This is a genomic window from Bifidobacterium longum subsp. infantis ATCC 15697 = JCM 1222 = DSM 20088 (genome assembly GCF_000269965.1).
Classification (GTDB): domain Bacteria; phylum Actinomycetota; class Actinomycetes; order Actinomycetales; family Bifidobacteriaceae; genus Bifidobacterium; species Bifidobacterium infantis.
In genome coordinates this window covers 1,405,536-1,423,176 of record NC_017219.1, presented here as the reverse complement: position 1 = coordinate 1,423,176, position 17,641 = coordinate 1,405,536, and the positions used below count along the sequence as shown (strand labels likewise).

Sequence of the window (17,641 nt, the reverse complement as noted above, 5' to 3'; positions counted from 1 at the left end):
CCATCATCCGGACAGGGCGCGGATCCGATCCGGATCCGTCGGATCCGCGCCGCACGGGCGTCCCAATAGGCGGCGAGCCTCGTCGACCATGTGGGATGCCTTCCATGGACGCTCCTTGAGGATGTCCAGTTCGCGATCCGTCGCGTATTCGAGCAGTGTGTCCACTTCCGACAGGGTTTTCGATCCCGGTCAGAACAGGCTGTCCTGCACGGGCATGGGCGGCCTGGGACGGGCGAGCCGGCCCATGAAGCCTTTGACCGCCGGATCGGCCTTCACGTCGCGTGCCGTGAGCGGCCGGTCGAGGCTCAGGCCGGCCAGGGACGTGCACCGGCTCAACGCGACGTACGCCTGCCCGGCGGCGAACAGGGGGCGTGGGCCGAGCTCGAGCCGCACCCGGTCGAACGTCTTGCCCTGGCTCTTGTGGATGGTGACCGCCCAGCCGGGCCTGAACGGCAGCTGACGGTAGGAGCCGACCGTCACGTTCTCCAGACGCCCGGGCTTGTCGGGCTCGTCGGGGTCGCGGACGATGCGCGGCACGACGATCTCCCACGCGTGGACGCCCACGTCGGCGACCGTCCCGTCGTCCATGCGGACGGTCGCGACCGGACCCGTCGGGTCCACGTGCTCGAGGACGCCCATGGTGCCGTTCGCCCACAAACCCGTCGGATCGTTGGACAGCATCATGACGCGCATGCCGGGCTTCACGTCGAGCAGGCGGGGCGCGGGCTCCAGGGTCCGGTTCCATTCGCCGCCCGTCCGGGCGGCGAAGCGCATGGGCGGGGCGGGCAGACGGTCGAGCATCGCCTTGTTGATGGCGTCGGCCCGCCGGTTGGCCGCGCACAGGACGACGCTCCCCCCGGGCGTCCAGGGGGCTCCCGTCCGTTGGTTGATCGCGGCGAGCGCGGCCGGTCCGGGCGTCCCGTCGCGCAACGCGTTCAACGCGTTGACGAACACGGGGTCGGACTGTCGGTGCACCCGGGCGAGCGCGACGCCGGCGAGCAGTCCCTTGTCGAGCAGGCGGGCGATCGCGTGGGATTGGAAGAACCAGGGGCCGTCCCATTGGCCGCCGGGCCGGAACGCGGCGTCTTCCCGGCGTTCGTCGACGACGGGCGGCAGTTGGGCGAGGTCGCCGACCAGTATGGTCCTGAGGCCGCCGAACGGCCGCCCGTCGCCGCGTGCGCCTTGGAGGAACCGGTCGAGGCAGTCCATGAGGTCGGCGCGCACCATGCTGACCTCGTCGATCACGATCGCGCCCAGCATCCGGTAGAGGGGGTCGCGGGCGTTCTCGCGTCCCTTGCGGGCCGCCTCGGCGGGGGTGACGCCGGGCTTGGCGTGGATGAACCGGTGGATGGTGGTCCCGTTCACGTTGAGGGCGGCGATGCCGGTGGGCGCGAGGGTGAGCGTGTTGCGCGGCGCGAGCGTGCTTCGCCAATGGTTGACGAGGGTGCTTTTGCCCGTGCCCGCCTTGCCGGTCAGGAACGAGACGCCCTGGGGTTCGGACAGCATGGCGAGCGCCTTCGCGTCGAATATGAGGTCTTCGGTCATGCGCCGGGGTATGCGTCCGTCGGGCTCCGGGCCGTGTATGCATTCCGGCCGGGCTGTATGCATCTGTATGCGTGACGGGATGCATACGATCATAGTTCTCGGATCGGCTTGGTTCCAACGTTCCGGGGATGGTCCGGAGCCGTGTATGCATTGTATGCATCATTCCCTTATAGAGGATTGAAGGAAAGGAAAAGAAACCCTATAAAAGGATGCATACAATGCATACAATAGATAGAAGGTTTTTCTTTTTCCTTTATTTATAAGGGTTTCCGGGCTTTTTCCGGGCTTTTTTTGTATGCATTCCCGGATGCATACAGATGCATACATGCATACATCGGCGCGAAAACAGTACACTGACGGACTGTTTTCGGATATTTCAGTACATACACGGACTGTTTCGCGCGAAAACAGTACATTGACGGACTGTTTTTCGGACCCTTCCGACCCTGATACGGGGGGATCCATGACCCCGGCGGGCATGACGAGGGGCGGCCGACAGTACACAGACGGACTGTTTTCGACGATTTCAGTACACAGACGGACTGTCCATGCGGCCGTGGCCTCCACGGAGGAGAGTCGCCGACAGTACATACACGGACTGTTTCGCGTGAAAACAGTACACAGACGGACTGTCCGACAGGAAGCCCCCGCATGCCGACAGTACACAGACGAACTGTTTTCGCGCAAAACAGTCCGTCTGTGTACTGTCGGCGTCGCCCCCGGCCCGTATGCTCCGGAGGGAAAGGAGTCCCGCGATGGAAGACAAGGACAGGCTGGAAGGGCTCGCCTCCCTGCTCAGGGGATACGGGCTGCACGTGGACGGGCCGCGGGCCTACCCCGAATACGGGGACGCCATGCCCCGCCTCCGGGCCGACAACCCGTCGAACCCGCCCGACTGCCCATACGTCGAGGCCGGCCCCGGATGGACGGCCCGTACGCATGCCAGGAACGGCGGCGCGCCTGCAGGACACGCCTCCCGGTCCCTTCCCGACGACCCGCGGGCGGCGGCGCGCCTCGTCGCCTCGCTCCTCATCGGCCTCCGACCATTGCGGCTGGGGGCCGGCCTCACCCAGGAGGGGCTGGGCCGGGCGCTCGGCACCACCGGATCGAGGATCGGACAGTACGAGCGCGGCGCATTGGACCCGGCCTCCATGAGCTACGGGAGGATGCGCGCCATGGCGGCCACGCTCGGCGTCACCATGGACGTGCTCGACATGAACCTGTTCCCCGCCGGCCCGGCCGACCCCCTCCCCGAGCCCGATTCCGCGACGCCCATGCCCGAGCCTCCGGCGCGCATCCTCCCGTGGAACCCGGACCCGTGGAATGCGTGACGCATACCCGGGGGCATGAGCACACACGACAATGATGACAAGCCGGTCCGCCTCCTGTGGGTGGACACGGAGACCACGGGCCTCGACCCGCGCAAGGATCCCATCCTCGAGATCGGCATGATCGCCACCGGCCCCGACCTGAAGCCGGTGGACGACGGGTTCCACACGACCGTCCACTGGGAAGGCAAACCGTCCGAATTCATCCAGAGCATGCACGGGCCCAACGGGCTGCTCGCCGAATGCGCGCACCCGAGCGCCCCCAACATGTTCGCCGCCGCCCTGTCCGCACGCGACTACGTGGTCCGACACCTCGGCCAGGGGGTCCGCCTCCTGCCCGCCGGCAGCACCGTCCGCTTCGACCGGGACATGCTCGACAGCTGGATGCCCGGCGTCCTCGACGGCTGCTCCCACCGGTCCCTGGACATCAGCGCCGTCTGCGAGGCGGTCCGCATGTGGAACCCCGCGGCCCTGCCCGGCATGGAACCGTCCACCGACCATCGGGTCATGCACTGCCTGGCCGACACGCTCCGCTACGCGCACGCATACCGGGGGCTCATATGCTCGATCGGCTGAAACACACGCCCGCCCGCCTGTGGGCGTGGCTGAAACGCCTCCCCCGCCGGATCGGCGCATGGACCATGTCCGTCCGCGGCCGCATCGTATGGACGCGCCTGCTCGCCGCCCTCCTCCTGCTCCCCCTCACCCCGTCCCTGACCGTCGTATGGAAGGTCATGTTCGAGGGCGGCACGGTCGCCGACCAGACCGTCGTCATCTACGCCATCATCCTCATCCTCCTGATCCGGGGCATGCGACGCGGCCTGAAACGCCATCCCAGAGACAAGCAGGGGAAGGGACAGGCGGACGCATACCCGCACGCATGACGGGAAACGAATACGAAAACCATCGCGGCTTCTCACACCCGGGAGCCTACTGGCTATGGCATCTTGGGCTCCTGGCCGCCCCCATCCCCCTCTACCTCGACCAGACGGGCATCCGGCCCATACCCGACGCATGGCAGTGGGCGGCCGGCATCCTCGCCTTCTGCACACTGCCGTCGTTCGTCCTGGAATGGTACGCCGGCTTCGCGTTCGAACAGGACGACATGGGACGTTTCCATACGGTCGCGCTGACGCTCATGCTCACGCCCGCCCTCGTGTTCCGGCTCATCATGATCGCCATGCGCGATCCGGCCGGAAGCGTGTTCTGGACGGCGACCCTCGCCCTGACGGGCCTGATCGCATGGCAGGCGTACACGGTGTGGACGGACCAGTTCCGCTGACCGCGTCGCGGGGGACCACCATCATGGGCGGCATGACCGAACTCGAACTCATCGACCCGGGCGCCTGGCATTGGCGCGGCACCGACCCAATCCGCGGCATGGCGTTCCGGCTGCGTCTCGCCGGATGGCGAAACACGGGCCCCCACATGTGGACGGCCCCATGCGGCGACACGCTGACCGCATGCCATCCCGGATTCCTCGTCCACAGGCATGCGGAAGGCGTCGGGGCACGCATCCCCTCCAAGGCGTTCCGCCCCTGGCATGGCGGACGACATGGGATGCCCGTCGCAACATCCGTCGACGTGGATTGGCGTGAGCACGCCGCGCTCATCCTCGCCCGGGACGCGCTCAAGGTCATGGAGGACGCGCTCGCCCGCCCATGCACGTCCGCGACGGCCGGCCAGATGACCCGTCTGAGGGTCAGATGCGAGCTCGCGGCACGCCTGTACCCGCCCGCCGATCCCGACGCATGGCGTGACGCGCACGGGCGGATGCTCGAATTGGAGAAAGCCGTCCGCGACTATACGGACGTGGAATGCGCCCCCTCCCCCGTGTTCCCGGCCCTGTCCTTCGCGGGCGGCACGCTCCTGCCGATCGGCATGTTCATGCTCGGGCATCCCGGCATGGAGCGCACGGGCGCGACGCTGACGGGCATGGGCATCGGCCTGAACCTGCTCGCCTCCCTCATGGAACGACATGACGCATGATCCCGTCGGACCGTTGCATAAGGGTCGCGCCGACGGCATGCCAGCCGGTCCAGCCGACGTGGCCCGCCTACGCGCGGTCGCAGCCCGGATATGCCCGGCAATCCGGATGGGCTCCGCCGAACTACGCGACGCCCACACAACCCGCATACCCGCAGCCGACGGCATCCTACGGGAGGAACTCCTCCGACACAGGCCTTTTCGGCTGGGCCGTCCTCGGCTTCTCCATCCCCTGGTCGGGCTCGTCCTGTGGATGATCTGGAAGAACGACCGTCCAGGGGACGCGGACGTCCTATCCGCCACATCCGGCTCCTACTGAAAGACGAGGGTGGGCATGGCCGGGCCATGGAAAAGTGAAAGGGGCGGCGCATCCCATAACGGGATACACCGCCCCATCCGAAAAGGAAACAGGAAATCAGCTGCAGGGAACCTGGATACCGGGCTTGCCGCTGGTATCACCAGTAAAGCAAGTATCCCATCCGTCATCTCCGCCGGAACCTCCCACGTTGTTGCCTTGTGGGGGCTGCGGGGTCGGTTGTGGCGCCGGCTGCGGTGCGGGAGTGTACCCGCCTCCGTTGCCGGCGGGCTGCTGTGGAGTGTACGTGTAGCCGCCGCCCTGGGATTGCGTGTAGCCGCCGCCCGTGTATCCGATGTGGCCTCCGGTCGTATCGCCCGTGTAGGAGGAGCCGTTGTCCGCCGCCTGCCCCTCCTTTTCGGCCTCGGCTTTCGCGTCCGCATCCGACTTGGCTTTGATGGAGTCGTTGACCGCCTTCACCGCATCCGAGATCGCCTTCCCGTCCCTCGATTTGATGGCGTTCTCCAATGCGGTGCGAACCTTGTCGTCCTCCACCCTGCCCTTGGAGTCGTCCAGGACCTTGGTCGCGTCGGCGACGGTCTTGTCGGTCTTCGAGGCGCTGACCGCATCCGCCTTGCCCCTGACCTCGTTCACGGTCTTCGCATACGCGGCCGCGGCCCTGTCGAGCCGCGCGGCCGCCGCCCGGATGCCCTTCAACCCATCCGCCGGGCATCCGGGGATATCGGTCTTCATAGTCGAAACGGCCTTCACGGTCGACGCCAATACGGCGACCGTCTTCGCGTCCTCGACCTCCGAATCCCGGACCGTGATCGCGGTCTTCAAGGCGTCCGACTTCAGGTACCCGGCCAGCTCCCGCCGCCCCTTCACCGCCTTGGAGTACGCGGCCTCGCATTCCGCCGACGCCTCCGCCAGACGGCCGTGGCTCCAATACAGGTATCCGCCGCCGGCCGACAGCAGGACGACGGCGCATCCCACGGCGATCGCGGGAACCATCCATTTCGGTTTCGAGGCGGCGCGGGCGGCCCCCGACGGTTCCGCCGGGGGCAGGGGCACGGGATTCGATCCGTTCATAATGCTTCCTTCATGTTTCCGCTTCGCGCACGATGATAGGTCATAAAAAAGTGAAGGGGTGTGGCACATCCCATATCAGGATGCGCCACACCCCTCAAGCGGAAAGAAAAGAGTCAGTTGCAGGGCACCTGGACGAAGGGCTTGCCACTGGTGTCACCCGCCCAGCAAATGTCCTCATAGCCGTCATCTCCGCCGGAACCTCCCCCGTTGTTGCCTTGTGAGGGTTGCGGTGTCGGCTGCGGGGTCGGCCGCGGTGCGGGAGTGTACCCGCCTCCGTTACCTGTGGGCTGCGGCGCGGGAGTGTAGCCTCCGCCCTGGGATTGCGCGTATCCGGTGTGGCCTCCGGTCGTATCGCCCGTGTAGGAGGAGCCATTGTCCGGCGCCTGGGCCGTGTTCTCCGCCGCCTGCCCCTCCTTTTCGGCCTCGGCTTTCGCGTCCGCATCCGACTTGGCTTTGATGGAGTCGTTGACCGCCTTCACCGCATCCGAGATCGCCTTCCCGTCCCTCGATTTGATGGCGTTCTCCAATGCGGTGCGAACCTTGTCGTCCTCCACCCTGCCCTTGGAGTCGTCCAGGACCTTGGTCGCGTCGGCGACGGTCTTGTCGGTCTTCGAGGCGTTCACCGCATCCGCCTTGCCCCTGACCTCGCTCACGGTCTTCGCGTACACGTCCGCGGTCTTGTCGAGCTGCGCGGCCGCCGCCCGGATGCCCTTCAGGTTCCCGGACGGGCATCCGGGGATATCGGTCTTCGTATTCGAGGCGGTCTTCACGGTCGAGGCCAATACGGCGACCGTCTCCGCGTCCCTGACCTCCGAACCCTTGACCGCGATCGCGGCCTTCACCGCATCCGACTTCAGGTATTCCGTCAGCTTCCCCTGCGCCTTCACCGCCTTGTCGTACGCGACAGAGCATTCCCCGGACGCCTCGGTCAGCTGACGATGGCTCCACCACAGGTATCCACCGATACCGCCCGCCGCCAAGACAACGACGGCAGCACCACCCGCGATCACTGGGACCAGCCACTTCGGACGCTTCGGCTCCGGGACGGCGCGGCCGGCCCCCGACGGTTCCACCGGGGGCCGGGGCACGGGATCCAATCCGCTCATGTTATGCTCCTCTTTCATGTTTCCGCTACGCGCACGATGATAGCATCATGCGTGGCTTGTTCCGGTCGGTTTCCTCACATCCCGGGGATTCATCCAATCCTGGCGCTTGCCCCGGCTTCAATCACCCCACGGTATGCGTCCCCCGGGAAACCAACGGTTGGCAGGTCGGCCTCCCGGAACAAAACCGAACCAATATTCGAACAAATGTTCTATTAAGGCGGGGGCGGACGCCCCGCACCGGCCGACAAGGGGAAGTACTGGCGCAGGAACCCCGTATGGCGTCAAGGCCGAACGCCGGGCGCGCAGGCAGACCGCGCTGCGTCTCATCGCCCCGGTCGAGTACGCGAGCGCCGAAGCGTTGTGCGAGGGTGATGCGTATCGCATCGCGTGCGAGCTGGACGTGACGCTGCAGGTCGTCAGGGATTATCAGGACATGCTGCACGACACGATACGCATGTGAAAACGCCACGGCCTCTCCCGCGAGCGCCAGGGCGTGTGTGGCGTATCATCCGTCCGTTGCTTCGCTGGTTCTGTTCCATGGGCAGAATCCGCCGGCGTAATGCACGTTTTTCTGGAACAGTGCGACCGCGTCCGGTGACAGCGATTCCAGATAGTTGTAGTTGACTATCCTGGCGACGCAGTATATCGATACTTGCTCGGCTCCGGCGGTTTTCAGGCATGCGGCGACCGATTGGGCGTTCGCCCCGGTCACCCATGAGTCGTCGAGGAGCAGGACGTTCCCATTCAAGTCGGGTGCGGATTCGATGTGGAACCTCTCCGGGTCGAAGCGTCTTTTCTCACCTTCCGACGCGGTGATTTCCACCTCGGGCAGACCTCCCATGACTGATGTGGCTATCTCATGGAACGGGTGCGGTTTCCCGTATCGCGGTGATTGCCTGGTCGATGGTACCATCGCCCAGGCAACTGGCGATCCTCCGGCGACCGCGTTCAGGCAATCCCCGTGTCCGACTATGCCCAATGCCAGAATCGCCCTGACGAGCGTGCGGTAGTCGGGTGACGCCGGATGCTCGTCCTTGTACCCGTACATCATCTTCAACGACTGGCTTCTTGGTTCCGGGGCGTAGACGCCGAATGCGAGCCGGTCGGCGAGGAGGTGCCCGGCACCAAGGGCGGATGCACTGCCGTGGATGAGTGAGCAGCCGCGGCACATCCAATAACCGGCGCCTTTGAACCCTCCGCATTCGGGGCACAGGTATCCGTGGACCGACTTGTACCTCACGGTTTTCAGGTAGCTGCCGGCCATGCTGTCTATGGCGCGGTCAAGCGCTAATCCGTATCTACTGATCATTCGACCTCGATGCGCCTGCCGACAACAGCATGTCCACGGATTCCTCGAGCGCACGTCCCATTCCCAGAAGGTCATGCAATCTCGCCTTTACGTCGTCGACAGTGGACGCCACACACACGCCCGGCCTGGACGCCAGCTTCCTTCCCCATTCAGTCCCGTCGGCGACGGTGTCCCTGAGTATCACGGGACGACCATGCTGCTGGGCCTGACGGGCCTGGATCCTGGTCCCGGAATGCTCGGACGCCTGCACGACGACGGTGGCCACACCGTATCCGCTCATCGACGCGTTCCGCATCGGGAACGTGTACTTGGTCGGCCCCTGGTCCGGCCAGAACTGCGAAAGCACAAGCCCGTCGCGTCCGATGCGGTCCTGCAGCGTTCCGTTCTCCCTGGGATACCGTTTGGTGATCCCGGTGCCGATGAACGCGACCGTGCGCCCGCCTTCCTCCAAAGCCCTGACATGAGCCGCAGTGTCTATGCCAGAGGCGAGTCCGGCGATGACGGCGAACCCACATGACACCAGCATGGAAGCCGTGTCCTGCGCGAATTTCAGCGATTCGGCGTCGGCCTTCCGGGAACCGACCACACTGACGCCAAGCTCGTCCTGTACCATGCGGCCTTCCGCGAAAAGGAACGGTGGCATGTCCACGACCTGGCGGAGCCTGTTCGGATACCGGTCATCGAGGACGGAAACGAAGTCGAGACCACGACGCTCCCACGAGTCCACTTCGTCCAGCGCCGCGTCGAAGGCGGACTCAAGTTCCGCAGCCCTTGCCCGCGAAACAGGTATGTCCCGGTCATCGAACAGGGTCGGCTCCCCGTTCTCGAAATCATCCGGATCCTCGTCGTCATATAACGGGTTGTTACGCGGGTCGATCTCGTGCATGAGCACCTTCAGGGCGCTTCCGTTGCGCTCGACGGTCTCGGCTATGGACGACCACGAATCGCGCTTCCGGTCGATCGTGTTAAGCAACGCCACCAGTGCGGCGTTCTCCCGCATCAAACCCTCATCGTCAGACATCTGCCACGCTCCCATGCATCTCACCGGTCTCCCCATTCTAATATCGGAACGTTACATCCCGCGTCATGAGGCATCCGTCCGCGAACACGGCTGTCTTCTATCCGCGTGCCGGCGTCGCGTCGATGATCTCGATCCCGTCGTGCAGGTCGGGTATCGCGGCGGCCATCAGCCGCCCCAACGATGCGGCGTCCCTGTGGGTGTATCGCATGGTCATCTGCATGCTGGTGTGGCCCATGACGGCTATGCGCGCGTCGTCCGGCATGTTCGCGCGGGCGGCCATCGTCGCCATCCAATGCCGCGCGGAATGGATCTTCACCTGCGGCAGGCCCGCCGCCTTCAGCGCCTTGCACCATTGGTATCGTTCGGTGCTGGAGCAGACGGGGTTGCCGCGGGCGGATGTGAACACGAAGTCACGCATGCCGATGTTGTTCGCCCGGATCCAACCCCATCCGAAAAGGAAACAGGAAGCGAACCGGGTGCCGCATCCCCTGCGGCCCGTCATGGGCCGGGGGATGCGGCACCCCTTGCCGTCACGCGTGTCAGGCGCGCCTGCGGTTGCGCAGCGCGAACGCGGCGCCCAGGCCGGCGAGCAGCATGCCGGCAAGGGCGGCGGGCAGGACGCCCAGGCCGGTGGAGGCGAGAGGCTTCTCCTTGACGGTCACGGTCTCGTTCGGCTTGCGCGCGTCACCATAGGAGACGAGCCTGCCCGTCTGGTCGTACACCTTCTCACGCCAGTAGTAGGTGCCGGTCTCGCGGACGGTCACGGTCGGCGAGTGGATGCCGTCCTTCGCGTCGACCTTGCCGGTGACGGTGATGAGCACGTCTCCCGACTGGTCGCCGTTGGTCTGCTTCCACAGTTCGAATTCGGCCTTGGCCGCCTGCTCGCAGTTCCTGAGCAGGAGCTCGTCGTGCAGGTCGGCCCTGCCGTTCTCCATCGTGACCTCGCCCTGGCTTCTGGTGGACACCTCGCACCTGGGCGTGTCGGGCTTCCGGACGCGCACGATCTCGGATGCGAGTCCGAACGCATGCTGCACCTTGCCGTGGGTGAGCTGACGCCAGGCCAAAGCGGCGAGCGGATTATGGTTCTGGTCGCCGGCCAGGCTCGGGGTCATGGTCCAATGCCATGCGTAGGTGCCCGCCTCGGTCAGGGTGAACGAGTCCGTCGAGTAGGTGCCGAACCCGGTGACGTCCTTGATGTCGGTCTCGTGGACCTTCACCGCGTTGTCGGGCACGGTGTCGGTCTGCTCGATCGCGGCCGCCGGATCGTCGCTCACCTTGTAGAGGACGCCGTGGAAGTCGAGGCTCAGCGGGGTGCCCTTCGGGGTTTCGCCTTCGGTGACGTTCGACTGCGGGTAGGTGGGCCACACGTCCTTTTCGTTGGTCTTGGCGACGACGAGCCTGTCGACGGTGGTCTCGCCCGCCTTGATCTCCTTGGAGCTGACCGTGGAGTCGAGCTTCGGGGTGAGGCGCCCCATGATGGTCTCGTCCTTGCTGAACGGGGCCTCGTGCACGTCCTTGGCGAACGGGTAGTCCCTGGACGGTTCGATGCCGGTCTGGGCCTTCGTGTCCTGATCCCTGTTCGTGATGTCGTACACGAACGTGGCGTAGCCGGACGGCAGGTTCGTCAGGTCGATCCCGTTCTCGGCCTTCCACACGCCGGCCGGCTTCTCGCCCTTCTTGCTGGACAGGAGGTAGTCGCCCGCCCTGTTCGTCGTGAACGTGGTGGTGGCGAGCTTCACGGCCTGCTTGGGCAGTTCGACGGTCTTGCCCGCGGCCGCGTCCTTCTGCGCCTGTTCGGCCTGTTCGCGGGTCATGCCCCCGTAGAGCGCGCCGTTCACGCGGATCGTGATCTGGTTGGCTTCCGTTTCCCAGCCTTCGCCCTGGCCGTCCTTGGTGTGCAGCCAGTCGGCGGTGTCGGTCTTGCCGTCCCCGTTGATGTCGGCCACGCCCAGCGTGACCTGGTCGCGGATGACGCCGCCCTTTTCCAGGTAGACGACGTCGGTCTTGTCGGACGCGGCCGCGGAGCCGATCTGGACGGCGGGCCGTTCGATCCCGTCGGCGCCGGTCACCTTGCTCTGATCATGCTTGTAGGCGGCGGACACGCTGGACGTGATGGTCGGCTGCATGCTGCGCGCGTGCAGCGTGGTCTCCGCTTCCAGCACGTTGTCGGACCAGTCGTAGTCGGCGGGCAGGTACTGCCTCATGTTGGCGTCCTGCATGTCGGGCGTGATCTCCCACACCCACGTGTACCAGCCGGTGGCGGGCAGGCTCGACGGGGAGGCTCCCGGGTGGGCCTTCACGAAACCGGGGTCCATGGTGATGGAGGAGGCGTCCACATGGCTGGTGGCTCCGTCCCTGTCGCCGGCGGCGGTCGCGGTCGCGGCCTTCACCCCGTCCCTGACGGTCGTCCGGCCCTCGACGGGTTTCTTCGCGAAATGGTAGAGGGTGCCGGTGGCCTTGACGGTGGCGCCGGCGATCCAGTCGCCGCCCGTCGGGTCCGCATGCCAGGTCAGGTCGTCCTCGGGCGCGTGCCCGTATTCGATGCGATGATCGGTCTGGTTGGATTCGATGGTCGGCTTGAAGTTCGCCTGCACCTGGAACGTGATGTTCTTCGACACGGTCTCCGGATCGGACAGTCCCATCAGATCCTGGTTCGGGGAGGACAGTCTGGCCGCCTTAGGAATCTTATGCAGTACAGACACCGTTACCTTGCCGTTGCCGGTGGCGGTCCACGGGAGATGAATGGCGCTGTTCGTGGTGGTGCCGCTGATCGTGTTCGTGCCGGTCTGGTCGAACACGGCCGGACCGTTCAGGATCGCCGTGTATTGGATGCCCGCAATTTCAACACCGTTCACGTTCGTGATGCTTGGGGTGACTAGGCCTTTGCGTTTGCCGGTCGTGTACCGGTATTGCATGTCGAGGTCGGTGGGCGTGCCGTTGACCGCCTCCGTCCACAGGCTGTTCATCTTCGCCGTGTACGCGTCCCAGCTGGGCCCGTCCGCCCAGCCGAGCTGCCGGAGGCCGTTCAGGTATTCGTTGCCCATCGGGTCGAGCTTCTGGTGGATGAGGCCCGCGATCGCGGCCTGCGTGAGATCATCCCGGTCCCCGTTGTGCCTGTCGGTCAGCCAGGCGAGCCGCTGCGCGTCCGGCTTGGTCCTCTCGTCGGTCCAATCGCCCCAGTCGCCCGTCGTGCCCGTGTAGAGCGTGTCGGCCTCGATGCAGTACGTGTTCTTGCCGTTGACCCTGTCGACGACGCCCAGCGACTGCGCCATGTTCTCGTACTTCTTCCCGTTGCTGAACGTGATCGTGCCCACGTTCGTCCACAAACCGGGGTTGCCGTTCTGGATGGAGCGTTCGAACGGGTCGCGCATGGTGGCCGCGTCGGCCGTGCCCGCGACGAGCAGGCCCGCCGCCAGGGTCGCCAGGGCGGCGCCCGCCGCGGCGAGCGTGCGCGCCCAGTGTCTGTCGCTATGAGTCGAACCCATAAGGATGTTTCCTTTCTGTCGGATGGGGGACGGCGTACGTCTATCCCCGCACGCGCGTCTATGCGGGCCGGGGGAGGCATGGGACGGGAACGGCCCGGACGCCATGTCAGGCCGGAACGGGTTCCGTTGTAGATGACTTTGTTTTAGCTTGTCGCTAGAGCGAAGTCATCTGCATGGCCTCGTTGCCGAGACCAGCTCCAAGTCTCACGCGACTGTCGCCGCCGCTTGGTTCGCGTTTCGCCGGATGCCGCATTGTCCCGCACTCAAGGCGGGTCTGTCTTACGCTTCCTCCACGCGCGTTTAACGTCTCCGGGGCACTCCCGGCGACTTGGATGTTGATGGCCGCGTTCACATCACGGTCGATGACAAGTCCGCACTTGCCGCAATGGTAGACGCGTTCGGACAGGGACAGTTTGGCTTTCACCGTCCCGCAGTTCGAACAGGTCTTCGAGCTTGGATACCACCGGTCGATGACATGGAGCCTCGTGCCGGCGCGTGCGGTCTTGTATTCCAGTTGGCGGCGGAACTCGCGGAAGTCCGCGTCCAGTACGTGCTTGGCAAGCCTCCTGTTATGGCTCATGCCCTGCACGTTGAGGTCCTCGATGCTGATGTCGGAATAATTGTCGGCAAGCCACGTGGTGAGCTTGCCGATGTTGTCGGCTCGTTGGGCGGCTATGCGAGCGTGGATTCGGCGCACACGCTCCAACGCCCTGTTGTACCGTTTCGACCCGCATCCATGGCTCATGCCCCTATCGCGGCGGCTCAACGACTGTTGGGCGTGGCGGAGTTTCCGCTGCGTGCGGACGTAGTTGCGTGGATTGGGGAACGTGGTGCCATCCGAGAGGGTGGCGAGGGTCCTGACGCCCAAATCCACGCCGACCTGACGATTACGGTTCTTCTGTTTTCTGTTTTTCGCTGGAACGCTTTCGGTGGGACGTTCGACGGTGAGGGCCGCATACCAGAAGCCCGCATGGCGACTGACGGTCATGCGCACGATTCGTCTGCCGTGGACGCGTTCGGTGGCGTTCTCCATGCAGTGCACGCGTCCGATGCGTGGCAGTTTCAACGCCTTCGGGTCGTCCTCGATAAGGCCGAAGCTGCCGGTCGTGTATGCGAAACGCGGGACACTGGAGCGTTTCGACTTGTATTTCGGCCAGCCCACCCTACGGCCCGCGCGCCTGCCCTTCCTGCTGTCCGACCAGTTCCTCAACGCTTGGGACAGCCATTCAAACGCGCTGCCGTACGCCTCCTTGCTGTTCTCTCGCCACCACGGGGCGATTTCGTCCTTCCACTCGTTCCACCAGCGGCGCATCGCGTACAACGTCCAGTCCGGTTTCTCACCCAAGGAGATTTGGCGCCGGACGTGCGCGAGCATCAGATTGTACGCGAAACGCGCACCACCCGCATGGGACTCCAACAGCCGTGTCTGCCGTGGGGTTGGGTCGAGCCGAATCCTAACGGCCTCATACGCGCTCATCGCGCATCGCCTCCAACGCCTTCTCCGCACGGTGCTTGGCGGCACGACGCCCGTACAGTCTCGCGCAGAACGAGGTCAGCACCTCGGTCATGTCGCGCACCAGATCGTCGTCCGGCTCCGTGTCATCCACCACGATGATTCGGCGTCCCTGCGCCTTCAACGCGCTCTCCACCAGTCCCATGTTCATACGGGCGAGCCGGTCGCGATGCTCCACGATCAGCGTGCCGACGGTCGGGTCGGATAACAGCCGGTTGAGCTTGCGTCGTTTGTCGTTCATGCCGGAACCCGTCTCCGTGACCACCTCGGGCTTCTCGACGCCCATGCCAAGGGCGAACGCCTTCAACCGGTCGGCCTGACGTGTCAAATCGTCCTTCTGGTCAGACGAGCTGACACGCGCGTAACACACCGTATGTGATTGCTCCATCCGACGTGGAATTTGACAGGTCCCGCCCCGCCTTTTAGCGCCCACAACAGGGATTCAGCACGTTTACGCCGATAAAACGGGAGTGTAGGTGCAATGTGTTCAAGATCAGCCAAGGAACCTGAATAGCCTATTGCCTGCGCTGCAGTTACGTATATATTACAGTCAAAAACGACGGTAAGCCCCTGTGCCATATCCAAATGTCAGAAAAACAGTCCCTTGAAGGATTCCTCGGCGGGAATCAAATCGTCGTCACGCGGATCGATTCCATGTTCCAGACTATTGCGCATAGCATTTTCCATCATCCGCATGAGCTGGTCTTCCGTAATGCTTTCTGACTCTAGGGTTTTGTCAAGAACCGGTATGCTCATATCCTTGATTTCCCTCCTTTCTAATGACGTATTCAGTCCATGCTTCACCTCCGACCAATTCGGCGAATTGATGGAAGAGGAACGCTTCGATTATGAAGGCCTTCTTTCCCGAAACCTGCCCGAAGTATCCGAGGAGCGTGATGCGGACGGGGGATGGCATCCCAGCCGGCCGCGTAGCCGACGGCCAGGAGCATGAGGCGCGGCGCCCACACGCCGCCGGCGGCGAACGGGGCGAGCACGGCGGCGAACAGGGCGAGACGCGCGGGCCATGGGCCGGGGCCCGCCGCCCGCGCCCACCGTTCCCGGCCCGCGTCCAGGAGCATGGCGGGGACGAGCCGGCGCAGCAGGATTCCCGCGGCCGGCCAGAACAGGATGGCGATCGGGGTCATGCCTCCCGTATGCGTCCGTCCGGAACGCATACGGGAGGCATGCAGCAGGGGACGCCCGTCCCCGCACCCGCAAGGAAAGGAAACCGTCATGACCGACCAGGAGCCGGGAGCCCAGCTCACCGAATCATACGAACCCCAGTCGTACGCGCCGCAGGAGAACACGCGCCCCGAAATCGCGACCGTCGCGTTCGGCGGATACCGGACGGAGGATGTGGACCGTCTGGTCGACCAGTACGAGGAGAGGACGGCCGGATACCGGCGCAGCCTCGCCCGGCAGATCGCGATCGCCGACAACCTGAGGAACCTGAACACGCGGCTGACCGCCCAATTGGAGGCCGCCTGCCGGGAACGCGACGAACTGCGCCACCGGGCGGAAAGCCCGTTCGAGGCGGCCGGCAAGGCCGCGCAGGATCTCGTCGACAACGCGAGGAACACGGCGCGCGACACGATCGCGGAGGCGCGGGCGCAGGCAAAAGGCATCCTCGACGAGGCGAACGCGAAGGCCGGGGACATCGTCGAATCCGCGAAGCAGACCGCCGACGGGCTCGCCGAGGAACACAAGAGGGAGCATGACAAGGCGATGGCCGACCTCGCCGAGCAACGCGACGCGTCGAAGAAGGAGCACGCGAAGGCCCTCGCCGACATCGAAACGCGGCGCAAGGACGCGCAGGCCGCGACCGCGGAACGCGAACGACGGGCGGGGGAACGCGAACGACGGGCCAGGGAGACGGTGGACGCGATCCGGGAGACCCTGAAGAACGCGATCCGCACGCTCGACGACTGAAAACAAACGGGATCAAGGGGATGCGGGCATGCAGCCGTCCGGACCGTTTCGCCCCGCATCCCGATCCCCTCTCAAGACGTGACGCCGCCGGGATGCGGGTGCCGGGCTTGGATGGCGACGGGCCCGGCACGCTTCGATAGGATGGCCGGGATCAGCCGCGCACCGTCCTGCGGAACCCTCCTATCAGATCGGCCAGGCGCCGCACCGCCCCGACGGGCCCGTATTCGCGCAGCGTCGCGTCATACAGTTCGCAGGCGAGCCCGATGTCCTCGCCCCAGCCGTTCGCCCCGATCAGCGGGTTGAAACGATCCGCATGCGCCAACGCCCGGCGGATCGGGGCGCAACGGCATCGCATGACCAGGCACGCCAGACGCGGATGGGCGTTGGCGCATGCGTCACGGGACAGGCGGGTCAGCACGTCGGCCCCGTAGCGCAGCATGCACGCGTCAGCGAACATGCCGGGATCCGCGCCCCTCGTCCGGCACGTCCAATCCGGATACGGCAGGATACGGGTCGCCATCATGCGTATCGCCGGATGTTCGGCGGGCCGGCCGTAACCGATGCAGGCGAACAGTCCGGTGACCCGGCCGACCACGAACACAAGGCCCATCCGACGAAGGACCGTGGACCGTTCCGGCAGTCCGCGCCCGTCCGGAACCCGTTTCCACCCCCTGCCGAGGAAACGGGAGGGCATGCCCGCGAACGGCCCGTTGTCTTTGAGGAACGGCCTCACTTCGATCTCGTCGTCTTCCATGGGCCCGTATGATACGCGGCCAGGCAGGTTCCTCGCGCCCGTCCCGTCACGATCCGGACGTCCGGACGCATGCGGCGGGGACGGGAGCCGGCCGCCGACGGCGACGCCGATCGTCAGGCAGGCGAGCCGCATCCCCCACACGTCCGCGCCCAGCAGCCAGGCGAGGATTGCCGCGCACGCGGATACGTGGACGAGACCGTGCCGTCCCATCCATGCGCCGGACCGGATCAGACCGATCCGGCGCATGGACGCGGGTATGGCCGGGCGGACGGCGACGC

At 65.4% G+C, this 17,641-nt stretch carries 18 protein-coding genes and 2 pseudogenes; 7 read left to right on the top strand and 13 right to left on the bottom strand.

Translation table 11 applies throughout. The features are described 5' to 3' along the window. Positions 1-3: 3 nt before the first annotated feature. Positions 4-165 carry a hypothetical protein gene (locus BLIJ_RS14585; RefSeq protein ID WP_014484853.1) on the bottom strand — a complete coding sequence of 54 codons (162 nt, stop codon included), beginning with the start codon at positions 163-165 and terminating at the stop codon, positions 4-6. 24 nt (positions 166-189) lie between these two features. After that, positions 190-1,545 carry an ATP-dependent DNA helicase gene (locus BLIJ_RS06305; RefSeq protein WP_014484852.1) on the bottom strand — a complete coding sequence of 452 codons (1,356 nt, stop codon included), beginning with the start codon at positions 1,543-1,545 and terminating at the stop codon, positions 190-192. 755 nt (positions 1,546-2,300) lie between these two features. On the opposite strand from BLIJ_RS06305, the gene BLIJ_RS06300 reads away from it, so the two are divergent. The 5 genes from BLIJ_RS06300 to BLIJ_RS06280 are packed head-to-tail and all read left to right on the top strand — an operon-like array spanning position 2,301 to position 4,862. After that, positions 2,301-2,876 (top strand): helix-turn-helix domain-containing protein, encoded by a 576-nt coding sequence (locus tag BLIJ_RS06300; protein WP_012577581.1) that lies wholly within the window; start codon positions 2,301-2,303, stop codon positions 2,874-2,876. Between the two features lie 15 nt (positions 2,877-2,891). Further along, a complete protein-coding gene (locus BLIJ_RS06295) occupies positions 2,892-3,449 on the top strand; it encodes an oligoribonuclease (protein WP_012577580.1) in 558 nt (185 codons plus the stop codon). Then, positions 3,434-3,757 carry a hypothetical protein gene (locus tag BLIJ_RS06290; protein ID WP_012577579.1) on the top strand — a complete coding sequence of 108 codons (324 nt, stop codon included), beginning with the start codon at positions 3,434-3,436 and terminating at the stop codon, positions 3,755-3,757. Before BLIJ_RS06295 ends, BLIJ_RS06290 begins: the two co-directional genes overlap by 16 nt. Next, a complete protein-coding gene (locus BLIJ_RS06285) occupies positions 3,754-4,155 on the top strand; it encodes a hypothetical protein (protein WP_012577578.1) in 402 nt (133 codons plus the stop codon). The genes BLIJ_RS06290 and BLIJ_RS06285 overlap by 4 nt, the downstream gene beginning before the upstream one ends. Continuing rightward, complete coding sequence (locus BLIJ_RS06280; RefSeq protein ID WP_231837805.1) at positions 4,134-4,862, top strand: hypothetical protein; 729 nt, start codon at positions 4,134-4,136, stop codon at positions 4,860-4,862. The genes BLIJ_RS06285 and BLIJ_RS06280 overlap by 22 nt, the downstream gene beginning before the upstream one ends. A 412-nt stretch (positions 4,863-5,274) precedes the next feature. On the opposite strand, the gene BLIJ_RS06270 is transcribed toward BLIJ_RS06280, so the two are convergent. Beyond that, the gene (locus BLIJ_RS06270) at positions 5,275-6,246 is read right to left on the bottom strand and encodes a hypothetical protein (RefSeq protein ID WP_012577576.1); all 972 of its coding nucleotides are present in this window, start codon (positions 6,244-6,246) and stop codon (positions 5,275-5,277) included. Between the two features lie 113 nt (positions 6,247-6,359). Then, positions 6,360-7,352, bottom strand: coding sequence for a hypothetical protein (locus BLIJ_RS06265; protein ID WP_012577575.1), 993 nt, complete (start codon positions 7,350-7,352; stop codon positions 6,360-6,362). A 157-nt stretch (positions 7,353-7,509) separates the two neighbouring features. On the opposite strand from BLIJ_RS06265, the gene BLIJ_RS06260 reads away from it, so the two are divergent. Beyond that, positions 7,510-7,812 (top strand): hypothetical protein, encoded by a 303-nt coding sequence (locus tag BLIJ_RS06260; RefSeq protein ID WP_049792181.1) that lies wholly within the window; start codon positions 7,510-7,512, stop codon positions 7,810-7,812. A gap of 45 nt (positions 7,813-7,857) precedes the next feature. Here the strand turns inward: BLIJ_RS06260 and BLIJ_RS06255 are convergent, their stop codons facing one another. The 8 genes and pseudogenes from BLIJ_RS06255 to BLIJ_RS06225 form a co-directional block, all read right to left on the bottom strand. Continuing rightward, on the bottom strand, positions 7,858-8,661 hold the full coding sequence (locus tag BLIJ_RS06255) for a hypothetical protein (RefSeq protein WP_041981877.1): 804 nt from the start codon (positions 8,659-8,661) through the stop codon (positions 7,858-7,860). Then, positions 8,651-9,682, bottom strand: a complete 1,032-nt coding sequence (locus tag BLIJ_RS06250; RefSeq protein WP_014484847.1) for a DNA-processing protein DprA — start codon at positions 9,680-9,682, stop codon at positions 8,651-8,653. The genes BLIJ_RS06255 and BLIJ_RS06250 overlap by 11 nt, the downstream gene beginning before the upstream one ends. 97 nt (positions 9,683-9,779) lie before the next feature. Next, a pseudogene (locus tag BLIJ_RS06245) lies at positions 9,780-10,106 on the bottom strand (tyrosine-type recombinase/integrase); the annotation flags it as partial. A 115-nt stretch (positions 10,107-10,221) separates the two neighbouring features. Continuing rightward, a complete protein-coding gene (locus tag BLIJ_RS06240) occupies positions 10,222-13,167 on the bottom strand; it encodes a VPLPA-CTERM sorting domain-containing protein (protein WP_012577571.1) in 2,946 nt (981 codons plus the stop codon). 154 nt (positions 13,168-13,321) lie between these two features. Continuing rightward, complete coding sequence (gene tnpB, locus BLIJ_RS06235; RefSeq protein WP_012577570.1) at positions 13,322-14,644, bottom strand: IS607 family element RNA-guided endonuclease TnpB; 1,323 nt, start codon at positions 14,642-14,644, stop codon at positions 13,322-13,324. Continuing rightward, positions 14,631-15,059 (bottom strand): annotated as a pseudogene (locus tag BLIJ_RS06230) (IS607 family transposase); the annotation flags it as partial. The pseudogene BLIJ_RS06230 and the gene tnpB, both read right to left, overlap by 14 nt. Positions 15,060-15,268: 209 nt before the next feature. Continuing rightward, the gene (locus BLIJ_RS14580) at positions 15,269-15,436 is read right to left on the bottom strand and encodes a hypothetical protein (protein WP_014484843.1); all 168 of its coding nucleotides are present in this window, start codon (positions 15,434-15,436) and stop codon (positions 15,269-15,271) included. A gap of 44 nt (positions 15,437-15,480) precedes the next feature. After that, positions 15,481-15,855 (bottom strand): hypothetical protein, encoded by a 375-nt coding sequence (locus tag BLIJ_RS06225; RefSeq protein ID WP_012577568.1) that lies wholly within the window; start codon positions 15,853-15,855, stop codon positions 15,481-15,483. Between the two features lie 58 nt (positions 15,856-15,913). On the opposite strand from BLIJ_RS06225, the gene BLIJ_RS06220 reads away from it, so the two are divergent. Next, positions 15,914-16,609 carry a hypothetical protein gene (locus BLIJ_RS06220; RefSeq protein WP_012577567.1) on the top strand — a complete coding sequence of 232 codons (696 nt, stop codon included), beginning with the start codon at positions 15,914-15,916 and terminating at the stop codon, positions 16,607-16,609. Positions 16,610-16,760: 151 nt separating this feature from the next. On the opposite strand, the gene BLIJ_RS06215 is transcribed toward BLIJ_RS06220, so the two are convergent. Next, positions 16,761-17,573: a hypothetical protein gene (locus tag BLIJ_RS06215; protein WP_231837873.1), complete on the bottom strand. Its 813-nt coding sequence runs from the start codon at positions 17,571-17,573 to the stop codon at positions 16,761-16,763. Between the last annotated feature and the right edge of the window lie 68 nt (positions 17,574-17,641).